The sequence below is a fragment of the Caballeronia sp. LZ003 genome (assembly GCF_031451465.1).
Taxonomy (GTDB): domain Bacteria; phylum Pseudomonadota; class Gammaproteobacteria; order Burkholderiales; family Burkholderiaceae; genus Caballeronia.
In genome coordinates this window covers 1575369-1602138 of record NZ_JARUXJ010000001.1, presented here as the reverse complement: position 1 = coordinate 1602138, position 26770 = coordinate 1575369, and the positions used below count along the sequence as shown (strand labels likewise).

General features: G+C 60.4%; 30 protein-coding genes. 16 read left to right on the top strand and 14 right to left on the bottom strand.

Annotated elements, in window-relative coordinates:
• Window positions 1-4: 4 nt before the first annotated feature.
• On the bottom strand, window positions 5-328 hold the full coding sequence (locus tag QCE79_RS07060) for a DUF4148 domain-containing protein (RefSeq protein WP_309842995.1): 324 nt from the start codon (window positions 326-328) through the stop codon (window positions 5-7).
• Window positions 329-626: 298 nt separating this feature from the next.
• Between QCE79_RS07060 and paaA the strand changes: the two genes are divergently transcribed.
• From paaA to QCE79_RS07020, 8 genes are all read left to right on the top strand, one after another.
• The gene (paaA, locus tag QCE79_RS07055; protein ID WP_250508967.1) at window positions 627-1637 is read left to right on the top strand and encodes a 1,2-phenylacetyl-CoA epoxidase subunit PaaA; all 1011 of its coding nucleotides are present in this window, start codon (window positions 627-629) and stop codon (window positions 1635-1637) included.
• Between the two features lie 11 nt (window positions 1638-1648).
• The gene (gene paaB / locus QCE79_RS07050; RefSeq protein ID WP_250508968.1) at window positions 1649-1933 is read left to right on the top strand and encodes a 1,2-phenylacetyl-CoA epoxidase subunit PaaB; all 285 of its coding nucleotides are present in this window, start codon (window positions 1649-1651) and stop codon (window positions 1931-1933) included.
• Window positions 1934-1942: 9 nt separating this feature from the next.
• Window positions 1943-2755, top strand: coding sequence for a 1,2-phenylacetyl-CoA epoxidase subunit PaaC (gene paaC, locus QCE79_RS07045; protein WP_309842989.1), 813 nt, complete (start codon window positions 1943-1945; stop codon window positions 2753-2755).
• A gap of 4 nt (window positions 2756-2759) precedes the next feature.
• The gene (gene paaD / locus QCE79_RS07040) at window positions 2760-3290 is read left to right on the top strand and encodes a 1,2-phenylacetyl-CoA epoxidase subunit PaaD (protein ID WP_309842987.1); all 531 of its coding nucleotides are present in this window, start codon (window positions 2760-2762) and stop codon (window positions 3288-3290) included.
• Window positions 3291-3319: 29 nt separating this feature from the next.
• Complete coding sequence (gene paaE / locus QCE79_RS07035; RefSeq protein ID WP_309842984.1) at window positions 3320-4408, top strand: 1,2-phenylacetyl-CoA epoxidase subunit PaaE; 1089 nt, start codon at window positions 3320-3322, stop codon at window positions 4406-4408.
• A 197-nt stretch (window positions 4409-4605) separates the two neighbouring features.
• Window positions 4606-7800: an efflux RND transporter permease subunit gene (locus tag QCE79_RS07030; protein ID WP_309842982.1), complete on the top strand. Its 3195-nt coding sequence runs from the start codon at window positions 4606-4608 to the stop codon at window positions 7798-7800.
• A 22-nt stretch (window positions 7801-7822) separates the two neighbouring features.
• Complete coding sequence (locus QCE79_RS07025; protein ID WP_250464612.1) at window positions 7823-9022, top strand: efflux RND transporter periplasmic adaptor subunit; 1200 nt, start codon at window positions 7823-7825, stop codon at window positions 9020-9022.
• Between the two features lie 23 nt (window positions 9023-9045).
• Window positions 9046-10539: an efflux transporter outer membrane subunit gene (locus QCE79_RS07020; protein ID WP_309842979.1), complete on the top strand. Its 1494-nt coding sequence runs from the start codon at window positions 9046-9048 to the stop codon at window positions 10537-10539.
• 122 nt (window positions 10540-10661) lie between these two features.
• Here QCE79_RS07020 and QCE79_RS07015 read toward each other — a convergent pair whose 3' ends face one another.
• From QCE79_RS07015 to QCE79_RS07005, 3 genes are all read right to left on the bottom strand, one after another.
• Window positions 10662-11351, bottom strand: a complete 690-nt coding sequence (locus tag QCE79_RS07015; protein WP_309842976.1) for a methyltransferase domain-containing protein — start codon at window positions 11349-11351, stop codon at window positions 10662-10664.
• A 207-nt stretch (window positions 11352-11558) separates the two neighbouring features.
• A complete protein-coding gene (locus tag QCE79_RS07010) occupies window positions 11559-12179 on the bottom strand; it encodes a hypothetical protein (protein ID WP_250492424.1) in 621 nt (206 codons plus the stop codon).
• Window positions 12176-13570, bottom strand: a complete 1395-nt coding sequence (locus QCE79_RS07005; protein WP_309842973.1) for a selenium-binding family protein — start codon at window positions 13568-13570, stop codon at window positions 12176-12178. Before QCE79_RS07005 ends, QCE79_RS07010 begins: the two co-directional genes overlap by 4 nt.
• A gap of 317 nt (window positions 13571-13887) precedes the next feature.
• Here QCE79_RS07005 and QCE79_RS07000 point away from each other — a divergent pair, with 317 nt between their 5' ends.
• Window positions 13888-14046, top strand: coding sequence for a hypothetical protein (locus tag QCE79_RS07000; protein ID WP_309842970.1), 159 nt, complete (start codon window positions 13888-13890; stop codon window positions 14044-14046).
• Between the two features lie 82 nt (window positions 14047-14128).
• Here QCE79_RS07000 and QCE79_RS06995 read toward each other — a convergent pair whose 3' ends face one another.
• Window positions 14129-14449 carry a hypothetical protein gene (locus QCE79_RS06995; RefSeq protein WP_250508975.1) on the bottom strand — a complete coding sequence of 107 codons (321 nt, stop codon included), beginning with the start codon at window positions 14447-14449 and terminating at the stop codon, window positions 14129-14131.
• A gap of 122 nt (window positions 14450-14571) precedes the next feature.
• On the opposite strand from QCE79_RS06995, the gene QCE79_RS06990 reads away from it, so the two are divergent.
• A complete protein-coding gene (locus QCE79_RS06990) occupies window positions 14572-15483 on the top strand; it encodes a recombination-associated protein RdgC (RefSeq protein WP_309842967.1) in 912 nt (303 codons plus the stop codon).
• Here the strand turns inward: QCE79_RS06990 and QCE79_RS06985 are convergent.
• From QCE79_RS06985 to QCE79_RS06965, 5 genes are all read right to left on the bottom strand, one after another.
• Window positions 15480-16640, bottom strand: a complete 1161-nt coding sequence (locus QCE79_RS06985; protein WP_309842965.1) for a GGDEF domain-containing protein — start codon at window positions 16638-16640, stop codon at window positions 15480-15482. The genes QCE79_RS06990 and QCE79_RS06985 overlap by 4 nt on opposite strands.
• A 19-nt stretch (window positions 16641-16659) precedes the next feature.
• Window positions 16660-17370, bottom strand: coding sequence for a hypothetical protein (locus QCE79_RS06980; protein ID WP_250508978.1), 711 nt, complete (start codon window positions 17368-17370; stop codon window positions 16660-16662).
• Window positions 17371-17874: 504 nt separating this feature from the next.
• Complete coding sequence (locus QCE79_RS06975) at window positions 17875-18792, bottom strand: YihY/virulence factor BrkB family protein (RefSeq protein WP_309842962.1); 918 nt, start codon at window positions 18790-18792, stop codon at window positions 17875-17877.
• A 79-nt stretch (window positions 18793-18871) separates the two neighbouring features.
• Window positions 18872-19042: a hypothetical protein gene (locus QCE79_RS06970; protein ID WP_250464626.1), complete on the bottom strand. Its 171-nt coding sequence runs from the start codon at window positions 19040-19042 to the stop codon at window positions 18872-18874.
• A 171-nt stretch (window positions 19043-19213) separates the two neighbouring features.
• Window positions 19214-19552, bottom strand: coding sequence for a hypothetical protein (locus QCE79_RS06965; protein ID WP_309842959.1), 339 nt, complete (start codon window positions 19550-19552; stop codon window positions 19214-19216).
• Window positions 19553-20183: 631 nt separating this feature from the next.
• On the opposite strand from QCE79_RS06965, the gene tehA reads away from it, so the two are divergent.
• The gene (gene tehA, locus QCE79_RS06960) at window positions 20184-21173 is read left to right on the top strand and encodes a dicarboxylate transporter/tellurite-resistance protein TehA (protein ID WP_309842957.1); all 990 of its coding nucleotides are present in this window, start codon (window positions 20184-20186) and stop codon (window positions 21171-21173) included.
• 75 nt (window positions 21174-21248) lie between these two features.
• Here tehA and QCE79_RS06955 read toward each other — a convergent pair whose 3' ends face one another.
• A complete protein-coding gene (locus QCE79_RS06955) occupies window positions 21249-22187 on the bottom strand; it encodes a LysR family transcriptional regulator (protein WP_250508980.1) in 939 nt (312 codons plus the stop codon).
• Window positions 22188-22384: 197 nt separating this feature from the next.
• Between QCE79_RS06955 and QCE79_RS06950 the strand changes: the two genes are divergently transcribed.
• The 3 genes from QCE79_RS06950 (at window position 22385) to QCE79_RS06940 (ending at window position 23642) form a co-directional block, all read left to right on the top strand.
• Entirely contained in the window at window positions 22385-22744 is a 360-nt protein-coding gene (locus QCE79_RS06950; RefSeq protein ID WP_250464706.1) for a hypothetical protein, read from the top strand.
• 29 nt (window positions 22745-22773) lie between these two features.
• Entirely contained in the window at window positions 22774-23019 is a 246-nt protein-coding gene (locus QCE79_RS06945) for a hypothetical protein (RefSeq protein ID WP_309842955.1), read from the top strand.
• A gap of 89 nt (window positions 23020-23108) precedes the next feature.
• Window positions 23109-23642 carry a cupin domain-containing protein gene (locus tag QCE79_RS06940; RefSeq protein WP_309842952.1) on the top strand — a complete coding sequence of 178 codons (534 nt, stop codon included), beginning with the start codon at window positions 23109-23111 and terminating at the stop codon, window positions 23640-23642.
• An 18-nt stretch (window positions 23643-23660) separates the two neighbouring features.
• On the opposite strand, the gene QCE79_RS06935 is transcribed toward QCE79_RS06940, so the two are convergent.
• Window positions 23661-24602, bottom strand: coding sequence for a DMT family transporter (locus QCE79_RS06935; RefSeq protein WP_309845229.1), 942 nt, complete (start codon window positions 24600-24602; stop codon window positions 23661-23663).
• Window positions 24603-24943: 341 nt separating this feature from the next.
• Between QCE79_RS06935 and QCE79_RS06930 the strand changes: the two genes are divergently transcribed.
• Entirely contained in the window at window positions 24944-25411 is a 468-nt protein-coding gene (locus QCE79_RS06930; protein ID WP_309842950.1) for a glycine zipper domain-containing protein, read from the top strand.
• A gap of 76 nt (window positions 25412-25487) precedes the next feature.
• A complete protein-coding gene (locus QCE79_RS06925) occupies window positions 25488-25952 on the top strand; it encodes a response regulator (protein ID WP_309842949.1) in 465 nt (154 codons plus the stop codon).
• Window positions 25953-26022: 70 nt separating this feature from the next.
• On the opposite strand, the gene QCE79_RS06920 is transcribed toward QCE79_RS06925, so the two are convergent.
• Together QCE79_RS06920 and QCE79_RS06915 are read right to left on the bottom strand one after the other, a co-directional pair.
• Window positions 26023-26298: a DUF1488 domain-containing protein gene (locus tag QCE79_RS06920; RefSeq protein WP_309842947.1), complete on the bottom strand. Its 276-nt coding sequence runs from the start codon at window positions 26296-26298 to the stop codon at window positions 26023-26025.
• Between the two features lie 203 nt (window positions 26299-26501).
• A complete protein-coding gene (locus QCE79_RS06915; protein ID WP_309845228.1) occupies window positions 26502-26729 on the bottom strand; it encodes a zinc ribbon domain-containing protein in 228 nt (75 codons plus the stop codon).
• Window positions 26730-26770: the final 41 nt, after the last annotated feature.

Sequence of the window (26770 nt, the reverse complement as noted above, 5' to 3'; positions counted from 1 at the left end):
GCGCTTACTGCCCGAAAAACGTGCCGAACGCGCGAGGTTGAGTGCTCGCCGTGCGACCAGCTTGCGACGACCCAGCCGTGACCGAACCATAGTCATTCGACCGCGCTGACGCTTGCGCAACGGATTGCGTGCTCACACGCGCTTCGGCTGCCTGAAGATTCGACGGATAGGTAGGATCGGCTGCGACCGGGTTGTAGCCGGCGTTCTCTAGTTGCGCGAGTTCGGCGCGAACCTGCGCGCGAGTAAGCGGCGCATCTGTTTGCGCGTAAGAAAGGGCGGGGACGGCAAAAGCAGCGGCGATGGCGATCGCAGAGAAGAACGGTTTCATGGATGTCGGCTCCGTGGTGGATAGGTCGTGCTCTTCGAATAGCTTTCGGGACAGCGTTTGCACGGAGTGTAGAGAGGGTTGAGTCGCGGATCATCTATCGATCCGTTGAAGGATATTTCTAGGGATGGCAACAATCCATGGATGCGCTTGAATTAAAAATACCACTCACTGGCATACAAAATTAGGGTTTCACCTAACCTATCGGCGTTCAAGACGTTCATCTCAAAATTAATCAACCGGACGGTCGGTTAATCGATATACTCGCTGCATCGCTTCTCAAAATAGAGCGGAGTCTCGCATGTACACGCAATCCCTCGATCTTCCGGGTCAGCCCGCGGTTTCGGACGCTACAGCCGAGGCGTCGTCGCAACAGCAACATTTCGATGCGGTGATGCAGGCGGATGGCAAGATCGAACCGCAAGACTGGATGCCCGAGGCGTATCGCAAGACGTTGGTGCGGCAGATTTCTCAGCACGCGCACTCGGAGATCATCGGCATGCAGCCCGAGGGCAACTGGATCAGTCGTGCGCCTAGCCTGAAGCGCAAGGCGATCCTGCTCGCCAAGGTGCAGGACGAGGGCGGCCACGGCTTGTATCTCTACAGCGCGGCTGAAACGCTCGGCGTCTCGCGCGATCAACTGACCGACGCGCTGCATGCGGGCAAGGCCAAATATTCGAGCATCTTCAACTATCCGACGCCTACATGGGCCGACGTGGGCGTGATCGGCTGGCTCGTGGATGGCGCCGCGATCATGAATCAGATACCGCTGTGCCGCTGTACTTACGGCCCTTACGCGCGCGCGATGATCCGCATTTGCAAGGAAGAGTCGTTCCACCAACGGCAGGGCTTCGATGCCCTGCTCGCAATGATGAAAGGCACGCAAGCGCAGAAAGACCTCGTGCAGCAAGCCGTGAATCGCTGGTGGTGGCCCGTGCTGATGATGTTTGGACCGAGCGACAAGGATTCCATTCATAGCGGCCAGTCGTTCGCGTGGGGCATCAAGCGAATTTCGAACGACGACCTGCGGCAAAAGTTCGTCGATGCCACCGTCGAGCAAGCGAAGATTCTCGGCGTAACGTTGCCCGATCCCGATCTCAAATGGAACGAAGCGCGCGGTGCGCATGACTACGGCGAGATCGACTGGGACGAATTCTGGCGAGTGGTCAATGGTGACGGTCCGTGCAACAAGGAACGGCTTGCGACTCGCGTAAAGGCGAATGACGATGGCGCGTGGGTGCGCGAAGCGGCGCTCGCTTATGCCGACAAACAAGCGCGCAAAGCGCAGGATCAGCAGAAACAGGCCGCATGAAGGAGACGACGATGAGCAAGGAATGGCCGATCTGGGAAGTGTTCGTGCGTAGCAAGCAGGGTCTAGATCACAAGCATTGCGGCAGCCTGCATGCGCCCGACGCGGGCGCTGCGTTGAGAATGGCGCGCGATGTCTATACGCGGCGTCAGGAAGGCGTGAGCATCTGGGTGGTGCCATCATCGGCTATCACGGCATCGGCCCCGGCGGACAAGGGCGAATTGTTCGAACCCGCGATCGACAAGATATATCGGCATCCTACGTTCTTCGTGCTGCCGGACGAAATCAATCACATGTAAAGGCGGGACATGACGACGCTCATTCCGACGCGCGAACATCTCGCTTACGTCCTGCGCCTCGCCGACAACGCGTTGATCCTCGGTCAGCGAAACGCCGAATGGTGCAGCCACGGTCCCGCGCTCGAAGAAGACATCGCGCTCGCTAACATGAGTCTCGATCTCATCGGACAGGCGCGCTTGCTTTATTCGCATGCGGCAACGCTCGAAGCCGAGATGACCGGCACGCAGAAAACCGAAGACGACTACGCGTACTTTCGTGGCGAGCGTGAGTTCGCCAACTATACGATTGCCGAGCTGCCGCACTATGGACCGTTCGCGGGCACGGTGCGAACCGAGCGCGATTATGCAGTGACCATCGTGCGCAACTTCCTCTATTCGGCGTTGATGGCTGAACTATGGACGGCCTTGCAGGCATCGGCCGATGCGCAGCTTGCCGCCATTGCCGCAAAGTCGATCAAGGAAGTCCGTTACCACTTGCATCATGCACGCGACTGGCTCGTGCGCTTCGGCGACGGCACGGAGGAATCGCATCGACGCGCACAGGCAGCACTCGACTATTTGATGCCTTACACACGCGAGTTTTTTGTGATCGATGCAATCGAGCGTGCCGTTGCACAAGCAGGCATCGCGCCGCTTGCGAGCGATTCCGAAGCGGCATGGCGCGCACAGCTCGACGACGCTTTAAACGAAGCTACACTCACCGCGCCCGCCGATGTAAAGCATGTCAGCACAGGCAAACTCGGCGAACACTCCGAGCATATGGGTTATCTGCTCGCGGAGATGCAAAGCCTCGCACGTCAGCACCCGGGCGCAAGCTGGTGAACACGTGCACGCCGATACTGTCTTGCAATACGTATGGTCCGTGCTCGAAGCCGTGCCGGACCCGGAGATCCCCGTCGTATCCATACGCGAACTGGGCATCTTGCGCGACGTGCGTCATGGCGCGGACGGCGTGCTCGAGGTCGTAATTACGCCGACTTACTCGGGATGTCCCGCCATGTCGCAGATCGCCGAGGACATCGCGTATGCAATCCATAACGCGAAGCTCGGGGCGCATCGCATTGAGACGGTGCTCGCGCCGGCATGGACCACCGACTGGATCACCGATGAAGCGCGCGACAAGCTACGACGTTATGGCATCGCGCCGCCGACGGGGCAATGTGGAACTGCTGCGCCGAATCAGGAGCAACCGCTGCGTTTCGTGCCATATAAGTCTATGAAGCAGGAGCCGGTCGCGTGTCCTCGTTGCGGTTCGACGCATACGGAAAAGCTCGCGCAATTCGGCTCGACGGCGTGCAAGGCGCTGTACCGATGCGTCGATTGCCGCGAGCCGTTCGATTACTTCAAGCCGTACTGATCCGTTTCTTTTTTATCGATTCGACGCTCATGGCCACTCCGCAATTCCATCCGCTGCGCATTCGCGAGGTTCGTCCTGAAACGGCCGACGCGGTCACCGTCTCGTTCGATGTACCGCCACTGCTGCGCGACGCGTTCCGCTTCACGCAAGGGCAGTTCGTGACCTTGAAGGCGCATATCGACGGCGAAGAGACGCGCCGGTCCTATTCCATCTGCGTGGGTGTCACGGACTACGATCGCGATGGAGAATTGCGTATCGGCATCAAGCGCGTGCGCGGCGGGCGTTTTTCGAACTTCGCATTCGACACGCTGAAGCCCGGCCACGAGATCGAAGTCATGACGCCCGATGGCCGTTTTTTTACGCATTTGAACGCGGACCACGCCAAGCATTACGTGGCGTTTTCAGGTGGCTCGGGCATCACGCCAGTGCTCGCCATCGTCAAGACCACGCTCGATATGGAACCCACGAGCCGCTTCACGCTTGTGTACGGCAATCGCAGCGTGGATGCGATCATGTTTGCCGAAGAGCTCGAAGATCTCAAGAACCGTTATATGAGCCGCTTTTCGCTCTATCACGTGCTCTCGGACGACTTGCAGGATGTCGAACTCTTCAACGGCGTGCTGGACGAAGCAAAGTGCCGTGCGTTCCTGCAAACGCTGGTGCCTCCGCAAGAAATCGATGAAGCCTTCATTTGCGGTCCTGGGCCGATGATGGATGCGGCTGAAGCCGCGCTCAAGAGTTCGGGCGTCGCACAGAAACAGATCCATGTGGAGCGTTTCGGTACACCCTTGCCGCAAGCGGGCGTTCCGACCGTCGAAATTACCGAGAACACGCCTGCGGCCGACCTTGAACTCGTCATCGACGGAAAAAGGCGCAAACTGCGTTTGCCCTATGAAGGTGTGAGTGTGCTCGACATCGGACTCAAAGCGGGTTTGGCGCTGCCTTATGCGTGCAAAGGCGGCGTGTGCTGCACGTGCCGCGCAAAAGTGCTTGAGGGAGAGGTAAAGATGGACCGGAATTTCACGCTCGAACAACACGAGATCGATGACGGTTTCGTGCTGACGTGCCAGTGTCATCCGGTTAGCGAACGCATAGTCGTGAGCTTCGACGAACGCTAGACACAGCTTAGCGTGGCTTTAGAAAAACAATTCAGAAAATATCGGAAGAATTCTTTACGCATAAACCCTCGCAAGCGTTTGCACAAATTGTTTTGTAAGCTTTGTTTGTGTCATCGTACGGATGCTTTCAGCGCTTAGTTGGCGCTTAGCGAAAAGTGTTCGAATAGCGAACATCAAACGGGGCAAGCGAAACTTCGATGTGGATCGTCAGACTCGCGCTTAAGCGCCCGTACACGTTCATTGTCCTGTCGCTGCTGCTGCTTATCATCGGCCCGCTCGTGATCATGCGCACGCCGACAGATATCTTTCCGAACATCGACATTCCGGTCGTTAGCGTAATCTGGTCGTACACGGGCTTGCCTCCCGATCAAATGGAGCGCCGCATCACGCTCAATTACGAGCGTGGGCTTTCGGTGGCGGTCAACGATATCGAACATATCGAATCGGAATCGCTCCCAGGCATTGCGGTCATCCGCATATTTTTTCAGCCGAACGCAAACGTGGATGAAGCGATCGCGGAAATTACCGCGCTTTCGCAGACGCAGCTTCGTCAGTTGCCACAGGGCATCACGCCGCCGAACATCTTGCGCTTCAATGCGTCGACCGTGCCGATCTTGCGGCTTGCGTTGTCATCGTCGGAACTCACCGAGCAGCAGCTCTACGACTTCGGCAATAGCTTTCTCAAGACGCAGCTTGCGACAGTGCAGGGTGCATCCGTGCCGTTGCCCTATGGCGGCAAGCAGCGGCAGATCATGGTCGACATCGACTCGCGCAGGCTGCAGGCAAAGAATCTTGCCCCCACCGATGTCGTGAATGCCATCAGCGCGCAAAACCTGATCTTGCCGACGGGCACGACCAAGATCGGACCGACCGAATATCAAGTGGGACTCAATGCGAGCCCGGATACGATCGAAGGTCTCAACGACATTCCGATCCGAACAGGGCCTGGCGGCACCATCTATATTCGCGACGTGGCGCACGTGCGCGATGGCTTTCAGCCGCAAACGAATATCGTGCGACTCGATGGCACGCGTGCGGCGCTTCTGACGATCAACAAGAGCGGCAATGCATCGACGCTCGATATCGTGTCGCGCGTGAAGAACCTGTTGCCGACGCTGCGTGGCATGGTGCCCGAATCTTTGAAGATAGAGCCGGTCGCCGACCAATCGCTGTTCGTGCGCGCATCGGTAGAGGGTGTGTTGCGCGAGGCCGTGATCGCGGCGGGTCTGACCGCGCTCATGGTGCTGCTGTTTTTAGGTAGCTGGCGCGCGACGCTTATCATCGCCATCTCCATTCCGTTGTCGATGCTCACGTCGATCGTCGCACTCTCGGCGATCGGGCAGACCATCAACATCATGACGCTCGGCGGACTGGCGCTCGCAGTCGGTATTCTCGTGGACGATGCGACCGTCGCTATCGAAAACATCAGCCAGAATCTCGAAGAAGGCAAGGAACTGGAGCAAGCGATTCTCGATGGCGCGCAACAAATTGCCGTGCCAACGCTCGTTTCCACGCTTTCCATCTGCATCGTTTTCATTCCGATGTTCCTGCTTACCGGCGTTGCGCACTACCTCTTCGTGCCGCTGGCCGAAGCAGTCGTTTTCGCCATGATTGCGTCGTACTTCTTCTCGCGCACGCTCGTTCCGACGCTTGCGAAGTATCTGCTGCGCAACCACGAACACATGGGTGGCGATGTCGAATCGATGAAGGGTTCGCGCAACCCCTTCGTGCGTATTCATCTCGGTTTCGAGAGGCGCTTCGAAGCGGTGCGCGGACGCTACCGCGCCTTTCTCGAAGCTCGGCTCGCGCATCCCGCGCGCTTCGCTTCGTTGTTCCTCGTCTGCTGTCTGCTCTCGCTCGCCCTCGCACCGTTTCTTGGCCGTGACTTCTTTCCTTCCGTCGATTCGGGCGTGATCGCACTGCACTTGCGCACGAAAACCGGCACACGTATCGAGGAAACAGCGGCATTGACCGATCGTGTCGACAAGCGCATTCGCCAACTCATCCCGTCGCGCGAGGTGCATTCGATCATCGACAACATGGGCTTGCCGGTATCGGGCATCAATCTTTCGTATAGCAACACCGGCACCATCAGTTCCGCCGATGCCGACGTGCTTATCACGCTCAACGAAGATCACGCGCCGACCGACGACTATATCCGCCAACTCCGCAAGCGCTTGCCGCAGGAGTTCCCCGGCGTGGCGTTCTCGTTCCTACCTGCGGATATCGTGAGTCAGATTCTCAACTTCGGTGTCCCGGCGCCGCTCGATATCGCCATCACGGGCCGCGATGTGCGTGGCAATCGCGCCTTCGCCAATCACTTGCTCGAGAAGATTCGTCGCGTGCCGGGTCTCGTCGATGCGCGCATTCAGCAGCCCTCCGATCTTCCATTCGTCAACGTCGAAGTAGATCGTACGAAGGCGCTTCAGGCAGGCTTTACGCAACGCGATGTCGCAAGCAATCTGCTCATCACGCTGTCGGGAAGTCAGCAGACGACGCCTACGTTCTGGCTCAATCCCGCGAATGGCGTGAGCTACAACGTCATTACGTCCGCGCCGCAATACGATATGAACTCGTTGCAATCAGTCGCGAATATTCCAGTGACATCGGCTAGCGGCAAGACGAATATTCTTGGCGCGCTTGCTTCATTGTCTCGCGGGTCGCGCGATGCCGTCGTGTATCACTACAACGCGCAGACCACCATCAATCTTTATGCAAGCACCGAGCGGCGCGATCTGGGCGCGGTGTCGGATGACGTTCAACGCATCATCGACGAAGCGCGCGGCCAATTGCCCAAAGGCTCGTCAATCGACATGCGTGGACAAGTCGAAACGATGAACGGTTCTTTCTCGGGCCTGGCGTTTGGATTGATTCTCGCCGTCGTGCTGGTGTATCTGCTTATCGTGGTGAATTTTCAGTCGTGGCTCGATCCGTTCATCATCATCACCGCGCTGCCGGGTGCGTTAGCGGGCATTGTCTGGATGCTCTTCCTCACGCGTACGACGCTGTCCATTCCCGCATTGACCGGCGCGATCATGTGTATCGGTATCGCGACGGCCAACAGCATTCTCGTCGTGAGCTTTGCGCGTTCTGCATTGCAGGAACACGGCGATGCCATGCGCTCGGCGCTCGAAGCCGGCTACTCGCGTTTCAGGCCCGTGCTGATGACCGCACTCGCGATGATGATCGGCATGGTGCCCATGGCCATCGGTCTCGGCGAGGGCGGCGAACAGAATGCGCCGCTCGGCCGCGCGGTGATCGGCGGCCTGATGGTCGGCACCATCGCCACGCTCTTCTTCGTGCCCGTGGTGTTCTCGATGATCTATAAGCGTATCGAAGCGAAGCGCGGCGGCGCAAAGCACCTGGATGGCGAGCCGCAAGGCCAGTCGTGATGCCGATATATACGGAGTTCGAATGAACGAGCAGTCAAACGAACGATCGACACGCAAGCGCGGGCGCATGTGGCTCGTGATCGCGCTTGTGGTCGTCGTGTTGCTGGTGGCGCAGGGTATCTGGTCACGCCATTCCGCGCACGCGGAACTGGAACGCGATGCTGGCGAGCACAGCGTCCAGACCGTCGAAATCATCAAGCCGACGCGCATGAAGCCGACACAGGACCTCGTCCTCGCGGGCGATATCCGTGCCTTCTCCGATGCCCCGATTTTTGCGCGCACCAATGGCTATCTGAAACGCTGGACCGCGGATATCGGCACCAAGGTGCGCAAAGGACAGCTGCTTGCGGAGATCGATGCACCCGAGATCAATGATCAGCTGCGCCAGGCTCGCGCCGATGCGCAGACGGCGCGCGCCAATTATTTGTTGGCGAAGACCACCGCCGATCGTTGGGTGCAGATGGCGAAGAACAACTCGGTCTCGCGGCAGGAGACAGATGAAAAGACCGGCGACATGCTCGCCAAGGAAGCTGCGTTCAACGCCTCGCAGGCGAACGTGTCGCGACTGGAGCAGATGGTTTCGTTCCAGAAGATATATGCACCGTTCGATGGCGTCGTGACGGCCCGCAACACCGATGTCGGCCAGTTGATCGATGCGGGCAGCGCGGGGATCGGCCGCGAGCTCTTCCATATACAAGATGCCACTACGCTGCGCGTGTTCGTCGATGTGCCGCAAGCCTATGCGCGGCTCGTGACCCCCGGCTTGCCAGCGGAACTGATCCTCAACGAAGAGCGCAATCGCAAGTTCGAGGGCGTCACGGTGCGAACGGCGGGAGCGGTCGATCCGGTTGCACGCACCATGCGTGTCGAAGTCGGCGTGAAGAATCCAAGCGGGGAATTGCTGGCAGGCGCCTATGCGCAAGTGCGCTTTCACCTCACCAACGCGAGCGCGTCGTACACGCTACCCGGCAATGCGCTGCTGTTTCGTCCGGATGGCGTGCATGCGGCGAGCGTCGATGCGAACAATCGCGTGAAGCTGCTGCCGATCACGCTTGGAACCGATTACGGCACGCGCGTTTCGATCGCAGCCGGATTGTCCGGCGATGAGCGTGTGATCGTGAATCCCCCGGATTCGATCATTGATGGAGCGGCGGTGCGCATCGGACGAGCGAACGCCACGCCTGGTGCGAGTCAACCGAAGCAGGGCGGCGAAGCATCATGAGCATGCTGCATGCAAAATGCCGAATGCCAAGTTTGGCGGCGGTGCTGGCGCTAATGTTAAGCGGATGCGCGGTCGGGCCGGATTACAGCAAGCCCGACGTGGCGATGCCCGTTGCATACAAAACGGCAGAACCCGCCGATGCGCCCGTTCATGCGGACACACTGCCGCAAAACTGGAAAGCCGCGCAGCCCGCCGATGCCAGGCAACGCGCTCCCTGGTGGGAAATCTACGGCGACCCGCAATTGAACGCTCTGGAGGAACGCGTCGCGAGCGCGAACCAAACGGTGGCGGCGGCATCCGCGCGTTTTCGCGGCGCGCGAGCGGCCGTCGCGCAGGCGCGTTCGGCATACTTTCCGACTGTCACGGCGAATGCTGCATTCAATCAGTCGCGGGCGTCGTCGAACATACTGTACAAGTCGAGCGCGGGCGTGACAGTGCCGGACTATCTGGTCGATGCGCAAATCTCGTGGGAGCCCGACTTGTGGGGCCGCATTTCCCGCGCGGTCGAAGGCGGACGTGCGGGAGCGCAGGCAAGCGCAGCCGACTTGCAAAGTGCGATCCTGTCGATGCAGGCCGAGCTTGCAAGTAACTACTTCGAGTTGCGCGGCACGGTGGAGGAAGAGCGGCTTTTAAAGGAGACGCTGCAAGCCTACGACAAGGCGCTCGCGTTGACGCGTGACCGGTTTGCAGGCGGCATCGCGGCCGAGTCCGATGTTGCGCAGGCGGAGGAGCAGTTGCGCTCGACGCAGGCGCAGTTGATCGATCTCGAAACCGCGCGCGCGAGCCTCGTGAATGCAATCGCGATTCTCGTTGGCGAGCCGCCGTCGAGTTTCACGCTCGATGTCGAGCCGCTCGATGAAGGGCATGCGCCGCGCCCATCGGCGGCACTCGCTGCGCTGCCGCTTTCCGTGCCTTCCGCGTTGCTGGAGCGACGGCCCGATATCGCGGCGGCCGAGCGCCGCGTCGCTGAGGCCAACGCACGCGTCGGCGTGGCGACGGCCGCGTTCTTTCCGAATCTGCTGCTTGCCGCGACGGGTGGCCTCGAAGCCACCAATTTCAGCTCCTGGTTGATGGCGCCAAGCCGCTTCTGGTCGCTCGGGCCGCAACTCGCTTTCACCGCACTGGACTTCGGTGGCCGTGCCGCGGCACGCGATGCGGCGCGCGCGACTTACGACGAGAGCGTCGCTGATTATCGTCAAACGGTGCTCACGGCTTTCGGGCAAGTGGAGGACAACCTCAACGCGCTGGAGGTTTTGCGCCGTGAGAGCGAAGCGCAACGCGACGCGGTCGATGCGGCGAAGCGCGCGTTATCGAAGGTTGGCAATCGCTACGAGAACGGCGCGATCACGTATCTGAACGTAGTGGTGACGCAGGCTATCGTGTTATCGGATCAACGCACTGAGGTGCGTATCGAGCGGCGGCGCATGGCGGCCAGCGTCGCGCTGATCAAGGCGCTCGGCGGCGGATGGACGACCGCCGCGTTACCAGATGCGGAAGAAGTATCGCGGCAAGAGTGAGAGCGCATTTTGCATTCAGTCTTTTGCATGCCGAATGCAATTGCCTGGCAGAAGCGCTCGCCATGTGAAACGCCGGGCCGCATTCGTCGCGTTCCCGGCGTATCGCCCAGCAGTCAAATACCTCAACCTTGCGCTTTCGGCCTGCAGATCATGAAGTATTGCGAACTCAACCACCAAGGCATATGCGGCACCGGGCTCATATGCACGGCATCGATATCGAAGCCCACGCTTACGAGATCGCGCAACTCACGGAAGTCGAAACCCTTATGCGTGATGCGCGGATTGATCGGCCGGCTTACGGACATGCCGACCATCGACTTGAGCACTTCGGAAGGCGTGTATTCCGACTTGAAGGAACGACTGCGGAGCATCCAGTTCGATACCTTCGGCGCGATCGCGAGGCCGTACATGATCGGCACCGAGATCACGAGCGCGCCGCTCGGCTTGAGGATGCGCGCGGCGTCATCGAGCAGCATGGCCAGTTCGTTGTCGTAGAGATGCTCGCAGACTTCGAAGGCGGTCAGCACGTCGACGCTTTGCGGCGTTACGTTGTTCAGCGACTCCGCGTATTTGACTTCGGGAAAGGTGGGCGCCATGTATGGATCGTGACCGACGAGCGTCACGTCCGGGCGCGCTTCGCCGAGCGTGTGCAAAAAGAGTCCAGGGCCCGCACCGAAATCGACCACCGTGCCGCGTTTCGCACATAGTCCGGTCACCAAATCGACCGCCATGTTCATGCGCGTTCGATGTGCATAACGCGCTAGCGGATTGCCGGATTTGACGGTTTGTTCTTCGTATGAAATTTCGCGCATCGGTGTGCTCCCCCTCGTTCGACTAGGCCATTTGTTCCTGGAATTTTCTGCGCCGCGTTCTTTTATTTTTATCGTTATGTCGGTTGATATTGCCGGGACTGACTGAGTCACGCAATCGACGACAGTAGGCCTTTAGCGCCTAACTTCTGCCGGCGTCCGCCACGTGCATCGGCCCTTGAGGCCTGTCTTGCAGCAGCGGAATCCAGACTACACGAAGAGCCACGCGCCGCATGCGATGAGGGCCACACTCCAGAGCCAATCGACGTTGACCCACCCCGTGCGTAGAAACCCGAGCCCCACACGCTCATGCACCGTCACGGCCAGCATGGAGATGACGGCAATGACGGCAAGCATCGACGCCGTGTGGATGGCGAGCGCGAGGGCGCCCGCTTCGAGCGCGCCGCCGGCAAGCTTGCCCGAGCACAGGGGCAAGAGCGCCGGCACGAGCATGAGGCCCGCGCCGTGTGCGCTCGACATCACGAACGACCACAACGCGAGGCCCGCGAGGCCCGTGCGCATGCCAACCGAAGGCCGTCCACGATGACCGCGCCACAGCCGCCATATGCCCCAGCCGATCAGCACCAGGCCTGCACCACGCGCGAGCATCTCATGTCCAAGCATGGTCCCGAGCGTAAGCGCGCCAACCAGCACGAGCCCTACCGATAACGCATGACCGAGCGCAATCGGCACGAGCGAGATCAGAACGACGCGCCTGCTATGCGCATAGAGTCCGAGCGCGACGGCAAAGAGCCAGCCCATTGCGGGATTGAGTCCATGAAAGGCGCCCAATCCCGCAGCCGTGAGCCATAACGCCGACGAGGAGGTCACGGGTAGCAGAACGAATCCGACGAGCAATCGCCGCCTTGCAGCCTGATCTGATGCGGCCTGTGCCCCTTCGGCCAGTCGATGAAGAAGTTCTTGTCGGTGCTAAGGCCGCCGTTCGGATCGGCGTCGAGCTTCACCATCCAGCCGTCGATGCCTTCGGGATAAAACTGCGCGTCCACCGCGCCATAAAGCGAGTTGGTGAAGTAGACGCGCCGACCATCGCGACTGACTTCGACCATTTGCGGTCCGCCATTCAGTGCACCGTTTTTAGCGCCGGGATGAGTGGCGCGCGACACGATCCCACCGATGCGGACCTTACCCGTGAGCTTGGGCGAGAAGGGATCGGAGACGTCATACTGAAGCATGTCGCCTGTGCCCCAGCAGGACACGTAGAGGAAGCGATCATCCATCGAGAGATCGATGTCGGAGACGAGCGGCGGCACCGCGCCGAAGCCTTGAAGAAGCGGCGGCAGAACCGAGGCATCGGCAGGTTCCGCGGGAATGTCGATGATCTTCTTGACGGCCCACTTGTCCTTGTCGCGATACCAAGTCCATATCGACGAGGACAGATCCTTCAAGCTGATGACGCAATTCACGAAGCCGTATGCCTTAGTCGGATCGTGCGCGGGGCGCAGTTCGAACACGAGTTGATACTCGTCGCCAAAGTCGATTTCCTGAATATGCTTGCGCTTGGTGAAGTCCCAGAAATGCAGTTTTCTGCCGTATTTCGCGCCTAAAAGAAGTTCGGGTACGAGGCCGCTCTCGAAGGTATCGGGCGTGCCCCATTCGCTCGTCACCATCGTGTCGTAACCGAGATGCCACCAGCCATCGTAGGCAAGCTGTTGCGGGCCGCGGTCCACTTCCCATCGGCCTAGTGGATCGAAGCTCTGTTGATCGAGCATCAGCACGCCACCAGGCGCTTTGCCTTCTGCATTGCCCAATGCCGTGATGTAGATGCCTCCCGGTCCGCAATGCACGGTATGCGGACGCGTATAGCCCGTTTTCTCGGCGAGTTCATCGGGCTCGATCGTACGCACGATCTTGAGTTGCTTTGGATCGGGCTTCGTATCGACGATATGAATGCGCGACGAGCGCAGCCCCGGCACCACGAGATAACGCCTTTCCATATGCGGGTGCGGCGCATTGGGGCAAAGACACGAAGAGCAGGCGTTCCAGCCGAAGTGATGCAGTTCGTCGCCGGTATCGGGCATGGCGAGTTCGCTGACGATCTTCGTATAGTTCGGCGAATCGGGATCGACATCGACGACCGCCAGCTTGTCGGGCGTCTTGCGCTCGGGGTCGAATGTCGCGACATAGGCGAGTGTTTCTCGCGGAGCCTTGGCTGCAAGGCGAGGCGAAGGATAGAAGCTCGGGTCGGGTTTCCATGTTGCCATGTTGCACGTCTCCGGTTAGCGGTCCTTGAGCGGCTCTTCTAAAGCGTTCTTGCGACTCTCTTACGTCTCTTCAAGTCTCTTCATCATAGGACAAGCGTGCGCGACTCGTTCTGTCAAGCTTCGAAGTATTTGCGCAATACAAAGCAACGTGCGCTTAAGGATCGCTCGGTCGCTCCAAGCTTTGCCTCAGGCTGGCTTGAAAAATTCCATCGGCATGCACTGCGCCGTGAAGTTCGTTTAAGCGCATGATGCCTGGAAGCGCCGCACGCTCTCAAGCAGTGCAAGCGTCGCCCCTTGTTCCGCTAAGGAGGTTGCTTATGACCGAACCGATGATCAGCCTGATGGTGGGCATTGTCGTGCTGCTATGCGCCGCGGTGATTCTCGTGATACATCATCGTCATCCGCATATCAACGTCCCCAAGGCACGATGGCTCGATACACATCCGCCGCGCGACTGGATGCGTCACAGACATTAAAGCTCACAGTGTTTTAAGCACATGCGGCGCCGGCTGATTACCGGCGCTTTTTATTGCCTTGGCCTGGCCGCTATGAATCGCTTTAGCGTCTTGGCCCTTTCATCACTTCGGCTTCCATGGCGGCGTGCCATTCCTCGTTGTGCTCTATCGGGTCCATGTCTTCGTCGATGAACGCCGATGCACGCTCGGCCACGGAGCGCGTTTCCTCTTCATCGTCGATGTCGGCGGTATTGTCGTCATCGCCAGGAGGGTCGAGCATGTCCTTGATCATTGCGTTGAGTTCGGGCGTATCCCACGGCTCGTTCCGCTGCTTTTTCTTCTTGATGTAATGCCGCACTTCGGCGTCCTGCTCGGTGGTCAACGGCAGCCCGCGGAAGGTGCCTTGCGCGTCCAGGTCATCCATGATCGGTGCTCCTATTGCTGAGGCATTCAAGCGTTTTTGAGCCGTTCTAGTGTAACGCGCTTCGACCTCGTGCCACGTCGTATAAAATGGCGCGCTTTTCCCGAACGCATCGATACCTCGCCATGTGGTTCAAAAACCTCCAGCTTCACCGTCTGCCCGCACCGTGGAACATCTCCCCTGAAAAGCTGCAGCAGTGGCTCGCGCCACTTGGCTTCAGTGCTGCATCGAGCGTCGAGAACGAACGGCGCGGCTGGGTTTCGCCGCGCGGCGACGACTCGCTCGTCTATGCCGTCAACCGACAGATGCTCATTACGTATCGCGCCGAGAAGAAGCTCTTGCCTGCTTCGGTCGTGACGCAGTTCACGAAGGAACGCGCGCTCGAAGTGGAAGAACAGCAGGGCTTCAAACCCGGCCGCAAGCAGATGCGCGAGCTCAAGGAGCAGATCACCGACGAACTCTTGCCGCGCGCGTTCAGCATCCGGCGCGATACGCGCGTGTGGATCGACCCTGTAAATGGCTGGCTTGCGATCGACGCTGCGTCGGCGACGCTATGCGACGACATCATCGGTCTGCTCGTCAAGTCGGTGACCGATCTTCCGTTGATGAGCGTGCGCGTGGCACGGTCGCCCGTTTCCGCGATGACCGAGTGGCTCCTCACAGGCGAAGCGCCCGCGGGCTTTACGCTTGATCGCGATACGGAGCTGCGTTCTGCTGGCGAGGGCAATGCAACGGTCCGCTACGTGGGTCAGGCGCTGGAAGCGGAAGACATGCGCCGTCATATCGAAGCGGGCAAGCAGTGCATGCGGCTTGCCATGACGTGGAACGACCGCGTTTCTTACGTCTTGACGCCATCGCTTACGTTGAAGCGGGTCAGCGCGCTCGACGTCATCAAGGAAGCCGCCGATCCCACCGCGACCAACGACGATGAACGCTTCGAATCCGACTTCACGCTGATGACAGGCGAACTCGCGCGCATGCTCGCCGACCTGACCGATGCGCTCGGTGGCGAGGAAGACCTTCGTGCAGCGGCCTAGATAGAAGCGGAAGCAGATGCAGCGGGTGCGAGAGAGGCGAAGGCATAGTTGTTCTTGCCGTTACGCTTGACTGTGTACATGGTGTCGTCGGCGACCGCGACGAGGCGCCAATAGTCGCTCACCCGGTCCGGGTAGCTCGCGATGCCGATACTTGCTCGCACCAGCGAAAGACGCATCTGCATGTCGGTTTCGGTCACGCAATCGATAATCCGTTGCGCGATCGCGGCCAGCTCCTTGTCCCCGGAAAACTCGCGCACGAGCACGGCGAACTCGTCGCCGCCGATACGCGCGACGACGTCGCCACTACGCACGGTCTGGCGAAAGCGTCGCGATACCGCAATCAGGAACTCGTCGCCGATACGGTGACCGTGCGTATCGTTGACGCGCTTGAAGCCGTCGAGGTCGATATACAACACGGCGATGCGTGCCGGTTCGGCGCCGTTCGCAAGGCGCGCGGCCGACTCCTCCAGCGACGCGAACAGCTTGCGTCGATTGGGCAGGCCCGTCATCGCGTCGTGCAGTGAAGCGTGTTCGAACTCATGCGACATGCCGACCAATTGTCGATTGCGTTTTGCATACATTCCGATCGCCGTGATCAACACGCCGAACACGATCGCCGATAACGCGATGAGCGTATGCGACACGCTCACGATGCGCTCGCGCAGATCGGCGCTGGCGCGGTCGCGCTCGGTGCGCCAGTAGGCATAGACGGAATCGAGCGCGCTGCTGGCCGCGCGAAAATCGGCAGCAGGCGAGAGGACGTCAGCGGGCATTGGCGGCGCGGGCACCGGGCTCGAACCGATGAGCGCGTGCAGGCTTCCGAGCCGCGCGGCAAACTCGATGCGCGCCTGGCGGTACGCAATGTGGTGCTGTGCATCGCTCGCCGGCGTGCCCAGCAGCACCACCGAGGCGCTACGCGCGGCATCGGCACGCTCGACTGCTTCGAGCACGAGCCCGATGTATTCCTGATGCAATTGCACCGAAAAGATGGTGCGAACCTGAACCGCAAGAAAAAGCAGGCCGATGAGCAGCAGCGACAATGCCACGGCTGCAAGCGGAGCTGGCCCGCGAATGCCCGCACGCCGGGCGAGCGCCTGAACGGTATTCAAAATGCGATGCGGCAGCGGCCGATCCACGGCGTCTTCATCCGCGGGCATCGGTGGCGCTGCCGATGCTTCACGGACGGGAATATTCCTCTCGCTGACCGGCTGTTGCATTGCGTCGATAACTCACTCGATGGAAGAACGCGCCCACGCGCGCGAAGAGGCCGGTGTCCGTTCTGGCGCGCGCCGCGCGACGGCGTGCAGCCTGAGTCTGCCCGGCGCTCGCTTGGGCCGAAGCCGCACGGTTTCCGCGCGCCGAGGCAGTTTGCGACTGAGGTCGCGTTGCGGCCACCGCGCTCGGACGTTGCACGGTCGGCGCCGCTTGCGTTGGAGCGGCGGCGATAGCGGCGGCATCCACTGTGTCCGCGCCATAGACGGCGGGTGCAGTCGTGCTCACGGACGCATCGCGAACGGAGACGGGCGCCGCTTCCACTGTGCCAACGGCTTGCGTCTGCGTTTGCACCTGTGCAGGCACCTGAGCCGCGACAAAAGTCGGTTGATCGACACCTAACGTCTGGCGTGCGCTGGACATCGCTTCAGCATAGACGCGTTGATCGTGCGAGAACCACATGCTGTAGGCGATGGTTCCCAGCACGCCGACGGCCAACGCGCCCGCCGACGCGCTCCACAAGGCGAGACGCCCAAAGCGCAATGGTGTGCGCTGCGCCACGGGCTCATCCTCCAAATCGAGCGGCGGTGTTTCCATGGCAATGACAGTGGGATCATTCGCGGGTCGTGCGTGACCCGCGATGCTCTCCTGGGGTAGTTCAGCGTGGTGAGGCATGACAGCGCTCTCCGGAACGTGATCGTCGGGCGGTGTCCAACTAGCGTTACACAACACGCTCGACACCGCCGTATAACAGTGGAATGGCGCGCGTGCGATATGAAGGCCCGCGTGGCGCACCCATTCAAACGAATGGCCCACTGGATGATGAGTACAGCCTTGAAGATCGATGGCTATGCAGCGACAGCCGACTGATCCTTCTCGCCGCAACAAAGCATGCCGAACGCCTCCGTTACCCGGCGCTCAACAATGGATGCAATTCAGTTTGCTTTGCACGATGCCCGCGTAAGGAGGGCTGGCGCCGCATTTTATAGGCGAAGTGCTTGGAGCGGCACCATGCCATCGACATTTACAGGACGTGTCGCTCGCATTTTGAATACTACCGTAGCAGAGTTCACGCCCGCGCATCGAAATGGGGAATCTAGCGCTATTTGTCGGACGAGAAAGTCAAACTTATGTGCGATAGCGCACATAAAATGCAATCGGACAATCAGGCGGATAGGTTCAGCCCGTGCCAGTGTGGAACCGTTGCGGCTCGGTGGCCTGAGGCAGGCCGAAACGCTCGAACTCGGAGATTACTTGCGCACCGAAGAGCAACAACGTGGCGAGTGCCTCCAGACTAAACAGCACGACAATCGACGTCGTCAGCGATCCGTACACCACGCTTACCTGCGAAAGCGTCGCGAAGTACCAGACAAGCACGTGGCGCGTGATTTCCCAAAGAATGGCAGCGGTCACGCTGCCTATCAACGCGAGCCGCAGTGACGGACGTCCCACCGGCATCACGAGATAGATCGATGTCAGCACGAAAACCTCGCCCGCGAAGCCGAGCAAATACAGCAAAAGGCGCGACACGCCCTTGAGCGATATTTCGATGCCGAGGAAATAGAGGCTGTTCGTGCCCATCGCCTGAAGCCCGTTCGAGACGAAAGTCACGATCAGCATGCCGACGCCCAAGAACAGGATGTAGCAGTACGGCAGCAAGGCGGACAGGAGAAAGTGCCGACGGCGGATCGCCACGCGATGCACGAAGATCACCGACATCGCGTTCTCGAGCACGGTGAAGGCGAGCGAACTGAAGAAGATCATCGTGATGAGAAGAAGCCAACCGATGACCGCCCGATGCGTCAAAAAATTCGCGAGTTCACGCACGACTGCGCGTGCCTGTCCCGGCACGAGCCATTCGAGTAAATGGGAGAGCGTGTCGAGTAGTTCCTTCTGTCCGATGAATTTCGACAGCACGATCACGATGAGGATCAGAAGCGGCACGATCGACAAAAGCGCGTAATAGGCCACCGCGCCCGCGAGCAGCATGCCCTGGTTGGCGCGAAATGCCTTGATCGTGCGCATGACGAAGCCGAACGGATGACGTGCGACGTTCGCTACGTGCGGGCCCAGTATCGGACCGAGTATCTTCGACATGGAGCCTCCGCGGCGCGTGGCCCACGGCGCCATGTCGTTCTGAAAAGCAAGTAATGCTCCCGTCCGTGAATACTCTTGCTCAGCCGGGACGGCGCGCCTCGCTACGGGCGGCCGCTTGCTGCGCGGCTTCTTCGAAGGCGAGGTCGAGCAGTGTATCCACGTCCTGGGCGGGCAAGTCGGCGGCATCCACGTTGCGCAGACGGCAAAAAAGGGCAAGCGCCTCGGCGGCTGCGGCGAAGGCGTTGTTCATATCGCGGGAGTGTAGGCGTTTCTTTCTCATGCACCGCATAACGGCATGCGGATCACCCGACTTTAGCGTGTGGTAAGCGTGTCGTTGCTTGTCGGTGCAATGATGCGCGCGGCGTTAGGCGACACGGGCGTGGTGGACATCGACCTCGCGCCGCCGATGAATCTACTCGGCTCAACGCAGCCACTTGCGCACGTCCTGCTCCCAGTCGGGCTGTCCGCAGTTCGGCGGGTTTTCCGGGCCTAGAACGGTGATGTAGCCTTTGCTCTTCATACAGGATTCGTAAGCGCGCACCTGTGTGCAGCGGTCCGCGCCTGCCTGTCGCGACTGCGTCTTGCAGGCGTTCATCGAGTTGTCCATGCCGCTGAAGTCGGCGGGACCGTCCTTGTCGGAAGCGGGTGGGTTGGCGCTCGCGGAGAATTCGACCGGGCCGGTCTGTGCGCAAGCCGAAAGGAATAGGGCGGTCGCGATTGAAAGCGCTCGGAACGGCAGACCCAGCGGGAAAGTTCTCATCTTCTCGATTCTCCAGGCGTTATCGATGTTTTGCGTGGTTGTTGTCGTGCACGTTCGAGGTGACATGGCCCGGTGCGCTGGCGTGCTTGATGGCTGTGGCGCAAAACGGGCAAAGTTGCCGGCGACGCTGGGCATTTTGTGTTTTGCATGCGGTGCACCTAATGCCAAGGGTGCTATTCGCAGTGCCGTTTGGGATGATGCCGTCGTGTCTATTATCCGCGCGGAGGTTACTGCGTGTCCCGGATCGTGACGTGATGGCTTTCTGCGTTTGACACGCGGCGGACTTGGCGCCCGCGCCTGTTTTGCCGCAGTCCCTCCCTGGTGGGATGACGTCGGATGCATTGTTCCTGTGTGTAGAGCGAATCGTGCTTTGCGCTTGGCATTTTGCATGTGGTGCTTTGCATGCCATCCGCATCATTCACCATTCGCCATCCCTGCGCCAGGCACTGTATGCAAATCCCCGGTCCAGAGAAAGCCCATTTTCGCCGATACCTCTCGTCTTTGAGACGATCGAGTAGTCAATCGAGACGCTACGACATTCGCGTAACGGCCTGACGGACCTAAGCTTTCTCCATCGACGGACACAAGAGCGCAGCACGCGTTCTTACCCGCGCATTCACGGAGAAGGGCAATGGACACCAATGATCGTATGAACAAGCGTCAACCGATGCCGGTCGCTTTTTTCGGCATCGCGGTGGGCCTTCTGGCCTTGGCGGGCGCATGGCGAGCGGCGGCGCATGTCTGGGCGATTCCGGCCGTCGTGCCGCCGCTCTTGACCGCGAGCGCGCTGTCGGTTTGGCTCGCTTTGATGATCGCGTATGCACGCAAGTGGCTTGTCGAGCGCGACGCGGCCATCGCCGAGATGGCGCATCCCGTGCAGTCGTCGTTCGCCGCGCTCGCGCCTGTATCGACGTTGCTCGCGGCGCAAGCGGTGCAGAACTATTCGCGGGAGTTGGCGATCGCGTTGTTCGTCGCGGGTGTGGTGAGTCAGCTCGGCCTAGGCGCTTATCTTCACGGACGCTTCTGGCAAGGCGGCCGGAAGCCCGAACTGACGACGCCGGCCATCTATCTGCCGACCGTCGCGCCGAGTTTCGTCGCGGGAACGGCGGCAGCGAGTCTGGGTTGGACGCAGATCGGCGCGTTGTTCTTCGGGGCGGGTGTGTTCTCGTGGCTCGCGATCGAATCGATCGTGATGCATCGCGCGGCTGTACACGATCCGCTGCCCGACGCGCTGCGTCCCACGCTCGGCATCCAGCTCGCGCCGCCGGTGGTGGGAGGCGTGTCGTATCTTGCGATTACGCATGGCGTGCCGGATCTCTTCGCTTACATGCTGCTCGGCTACGGTCTGTATCAGGCAATGATGCTCACGCGGCTCCTGCCGTGGATTCGTCAGCAATCGTTTACGCCTTCGTACTGGGCGTTCAGCTTCGGCGTGGCAGCGTTGCCGACGATGGCAATCCGCATGCTGGAACGCGGCGCAGCAGGCCCGCTGCTTTGGCTGGCTCCGGCATCTTTCATCGTGGCGAACGTGGTATTTGCGAGTCTCGTCGTCGGGACCGTGCTGGCCCTGTTCAAGGGTAAGCTTTTTCCGATAGTGGCGACGCACGTCAAGACAGTTTGAGACGACGAGCCTGCGAGGTGCAGGCTCGTTCAGCACCAACATGCAACTAATGGTCGGCTTTTTGAACATCCACATTCAACTGTCGACGTCGTACCGTTCTCCAAAGCTAGCTTCAAGTTTGGTCTCGACGTAATCACGCAGAAACGCTACCCAAGTCTTGATCTTCGCATCGAGGTATTGGCGCGAAGCGTACATTGCATACACCGTCATCTTTTGCAGTTCCCAGTCCGGCAGCACGCGCACCAGCGCGCCATTCGAAAGCGAGGGCAGGGCAGACAACATCGGCAAAGGCGCGATACCCAGACCATTGGCCACCGCGACGGCGAGTGCATCGGCGGAATTCACGCGAAGGCGGCCAGGCGGAAGTTCGACATCGACTTTTCCTTGCGCGCCTTCGAACGTCCATCGATCCACCGGAAAGAATGTCGTGACGAGTTGAAGGCACGCGTGCTTCGAAAGATCTTCCACGGTCATCGGCATGCCGGCCCGCCGCAAATAGTTCGGCGATGCGCACAGCACGCTCGGCATCGTGCAAATACGCGTGGAGACGAGCGCGGAGTCGGGCAGCGTCGAACTCGTGACCTGCAGGAAGACGTCGTAGCCTTCGTCGAGCATGTCCGGAACCTGCTGCGACAAGGTCAACTCGACGCGCACGAGCGGATGCTCTTCCAAATACTGAGAAAGCGCCGGCACGACATAGTGATGACCGAAGGTGATCGGCGCGTGCATGCGCAACACGCCGCTTGGCGACACTTGCGCGTCGCTGGCTTCCGCTTCAGAGAGGTCGACCAGCGAGATCACTTCCTTGCAGCGCGCCAGATAGCGATTCCCAGCATCGGTCAATGCGACGCGGCGCGTCGTGCGATTCAAAAGACGCGTGCGCAGATGCGACTCGAGTTCGGTGATCGCGCGCGACGCTTGCGCGGTCGTAATGTCCATGTGCTGCGCGGCGACGGTAAAGCTTGCCGCCTCGGCTACCCGGACAAAGATTCGCATGCTGCGCAAGAGGTCCATTGGCCGGCATCCTTTTTATCGAGCCGGAAATATCCCATGCACGATACGAGCGCGCAACCCGCTGACGGGTTCAACAGGGCACTGCAAGCTTCATTTCAGTGTTCACATCTGTTACAGCGCTTGTAACTCAAGCCTGCGAAGGCGTCGCTAACATGGATTCATGGCTGCGATGCGCGGTCGCTTCGGACGAGGAAAACATGAACGTGAAGAGTCTCATCGGACTGGGTATCGCGTCTTGTGCGGGGCTTGCTTGTGGATCGGCGCTGGCGGGTGTGAGCGTCGGCGTCAATCTGGGTGTACCGGTGCCGGTCTATGCGCCGCCTCCGCCCGTATATGTGGCGCCCGCCGCGCCGGTTTATGCCGCGCCGCCTCCGCCGCCTCCGGTCGTGTATCAATCGCCGCCCGTGGTCGCTTATCAACCGGCGCCCGTCGTGGTCGCGCCTGGCCCTGCTGTCATCGTCGGATGGCATGGCGACCGGTATTGGGACGGCTATCGGTACTGGAACCGGCGTGACTGGTACGCGCATCACGGTGGATATGGATATCGCCGCTGGTAGGCGGGGACGAACGGGGAGTCGCATCGATCATGAAAAACATTAATCGACAACAGGGTAAGCGAGGTGCGGTTCGAACGCTCGCGACTGCAACTGCGATAGTCATCGCGGCGGGGCTTGGCGGCTGCATCTATGCGCCGCCTTACGGCTATGCGCCTGCGCCCGCTTACGGCTATGCACCGGCGTATGGCTATGCCTACGGCCCCGGTTATTACGCGGCGCCGGCGGTTTCAGTGGGGATCGGCGTGGGCGGTTATGGGCATTGGCACGGGCATTGATGCGTGATGGTTGTGAGGGCGGCAGGAGACGCCGTGACTTCGTTGGAACACACGTTGCTCCTCCGTCGTCAGACCCGGAGGATCACGTCATGTCCCATGAAACCAAAACCTCACTTTCCGCCAACGCGCGCTGCGAATCTTTCATGCTGGCGCCAAACGGCTGGGTACCGAATAACACGCGCTTGCCGGTTCTCGTCTGGCGTAATGCAATCGACTCGCGCGAGTTCGACATCGCCGGCCGTTTCGAATCTCTGTTTCAGCAAAACGGCTGGCCGCCGCAATGGCGCGACGGGGTCTTCGACTATCACCACTTTCACTCGACCGCGCACGAAGCGCTCGGCGTGATCTCGGGCGAGGCGGAATTGATCATCGGCGGGCCGAAAGGCCGAGTCATCGCGATCCGCGCGGGCGATGCCATCGTTCTTCCCGCCGGCACCGGGCACTGTCTTTTGACGAGTGGTCGGCGCTTTCAAGTGGTGGGCGCCTATCCGCCGGGACAGCAGTGGGACATCCGCCGCGAAGGCATCAGCGAGGCGGAACGACAAGCGATGGAAGCGTTGCCGTTTCCCCATGACGATCCCGTGGCCGGCGAAGATGGCCCGCTCGTCCATCTCTGGCGGTAAAGCCACGCGCTCCTGGCGTCACTGCTTCGCCGCGGCTGCGCGTCGTGCGCGCGGCCACGCAACGCGCTTGACCACGCCCGTTGCAAGCCCTGTCCCGATCAGCACGATTCCGCACGCCACCGCCATCCCGACCGATACACGTTCGGCGAGAAATAGCGCGCCCCACAGAATTCCGAAGATTGGAATGACGAAGGTCACGGTAATCGCGCGAGCGGGCCCAGCCACGGCGATCAAATGGAAGAACAGCATGTAAGCGACGCCTGTGCATGCCACGCCCAATCCGAGCACCGCGCCCCACGCGTGCGTCGACACGCTCGCTGTCGGCCACCAGAACAGCGCAAACGGCAGCAGGACGAGCGTCGCGGCGCTCATGGTGCCTGTCGCGACGATCAACGAATCGACACCCATGAGATGCCGCTTGGTGTAACTGGCGGCGATCCCATAGAACAATGTCGCGCCCAGTGCGGCCAGGGCGGCGAGCGCAGTGGCGAGCGGTGCAACGGGCGCGGCGCCGGCATCGTGGACGAACATCTGATCCCAAACCAGCGCGAGCACGCCCGCAAAGCCGATGGCGAGTCCCGCGATGCGTAGCTTGCTCAGGCGATCGTCGAGCCAGATGTAGGCGACGAGCGCGCCCCACAGCGGCGTGGTCGCGTTGATGACGGAAGTGACGCCAGCCGACAGCGTCAACTCCGCATAGGCGAAAAGGCAAAACGGCGCGGCCGAGTTGAGAATGCCGACCATCAGAAGCGGCCATGCGCGCTCGCGCATCGTGGTGAGTGCCTGACGCATGCGGCCGCGAAGCATGAGCACCGCAAACAAAAACACTGCGCCGATGCCGACGCGCAAGGCCATCAACGGCGCCACGCCGAAATCCGTTACGCCGATACGAATGAAAAGGAACGAACCGCCCCACAGCGCGGCAAGGATGAACAACTGGACCAGATTGACGGGATTCATGGCGGGCTTCGCAAGAGGAGGGAAGAGCGAAGCCATGGTATCGGCGCTTGTTGGGCGGATGCTTCCGCGCGGCGTGAAACGAATCATGCAGCATCAAGCCCGCATTACCGATAAACGCTTCGTTCTTGTTCGCCGAATCGTAGGCTGGCCGTGTGGGCGTCGCAAACGAGCAATTCTCACGGATATGTGAGCCAGATTGCGATTGATTCGATATCGCGTGGCGCCATATCGTCAGGAGCGAGTTGCCGCGGCGCCCATTCGGTGCGACTCTTGCGTAAGGGTGACATGGGCGTCATGACAGGCTTGATGACTTGGTGGGACGACGTAAAAAGGAGAGCGCCATGGACAATGCAAACGGCAACAAGAAGGGAGTTGCGGCATCGGGCGAATCGCTGCCGCTTCGGCAAAGGCGCGTGCAGGGCGCACTCGGGTCCGCGCTCACGCCCGGTCTCGAACAGCATCAGGGCGTGATTCCACTCTCGCCCGGCGCGCCGCACAAACCGGCGCACGCGGCGCATCCGTCGCATCCGTCGCGGCACGTGCATGGCAGCGTGCTGGAAGGCGGCGACAGTCCGGCCGTGCTCGCGCAGCCCGCAGCAGTCACGGCGCAGCATCTAGGTAGCCGGTTTCATCCGCAGGCGGCCAAGAACAAGTTCATCGAGCATGGGCGGCGCGCCAAGGACGTCGTTGCGATGCGCTATCGCGATGTCACCGAAGGCGCCGACGATTACGTGCACTACAACCCGTGGAAGTCGATAGCACTTGCGGCAATTGGTGGACTGATCGTCGGCTTGCTGGCCGCCCGCTGAACTTTTGTCGAAGTGCGGGCCTCGTCCTTGCTAAATCACGCAAATGGCGCGGTGCTTATCATTGCGTCATTCCCACATGAACCGACGACCCTTCAACACGCGCCCCGGGCGCAGCGAAATATGGAATCAGCGTACCGCCGTGGAAAGCGATCCACGACGCGTAATGTTCGTGCATTCCGAGTCCGATGTCGGCGAATCTTTCGCGATGATGCTCGCCATGCGTGGCTTCGATGCCGTGCAGATCGCGGATGCGCAAAGCGCGCTTCATTTCGCTCACATGTGGCGGCCGCAGGTATTGTTCATCGATACACGCGTGAACGAGGCGCACGAGGTGCTGGCAAAGCACGACCATGCACTTGTACGCGCGTTGCGCGAATGTGGCAGGGAGGCATCGCTGGATCAGATGTTGATTGCGTTCGCGGCCGAGGAGAGCAGCGACCCACGCGACGTTTTGTTGAGCGCCGGCTATGACGGATTCTTCAGAATGCCGTGCCCCGTGTGGCGTCTTTTCGATGCAGTGACGCGTTTTTACGTGCACTGATAAGTGCATCGAGCGTCGATTCGTTCACCGAGGCGGCGGCGCCGCCCCGATGCAACGCGTACGCGTTTTGCTATTGCTTCGTGCTGTTCCTGAAGTCGCCGGTTTCGAGTTCCACGGACTGGCCGTGATTGCGTTCGAGCGCTCGCCGCGCTGAATCTTCGATTTCAACGCGTCCGCCTTCGAACGCGCTGAGGATGGCATGGGAAGAGGTGCCGGTATCGCCGAAGTGATCGTTGAGCGCATCGAGAGAGACGCTGCACCAGACTTCACGTCCATCTACATTGGCTTCGAACGCAACTCGCGCTGCCGCCACGACGTGACGCCGCCCACTGAACTCTATCGTCATCCTTATTACCTCCGGTTGTTCGTTTGAGGCACGTGGACCGCAATGCTCGTGATCCACGCTTCAGGTCGCGCAACGGCAATGACGCTGGTACTCGACTCAAGCTGCACAACTACGCGCCTGTCCCGTGCATCATACGCCGCCCGCCACGGGTTCGTGCTTTTGCAATGGCCGTGCCCGAACGCATGTGGACACGCGTGCATCGATCAGCCACAACACGCACAACCGCCGCGATGGCGCATGCCGTAGCTCCCCGAATCTTCGCTCACGTTGGCGCCGCCGTTACCGCCGCGTCCAAGCGATGGCGCGCCGATGGTGACGCGCGCGCTGGTTTCACCGCAGCGTGGACAGGCTGCGGGTTCATCGCGTTCGGCGATACGGCGATTTGCTTCGAAAGTGCCGCAGTCGGCGCATTCGTAATCGTAGACAGGCATGGCTTCTATCGGGCAGAAGATGGAATGAACGACCAGTTTAT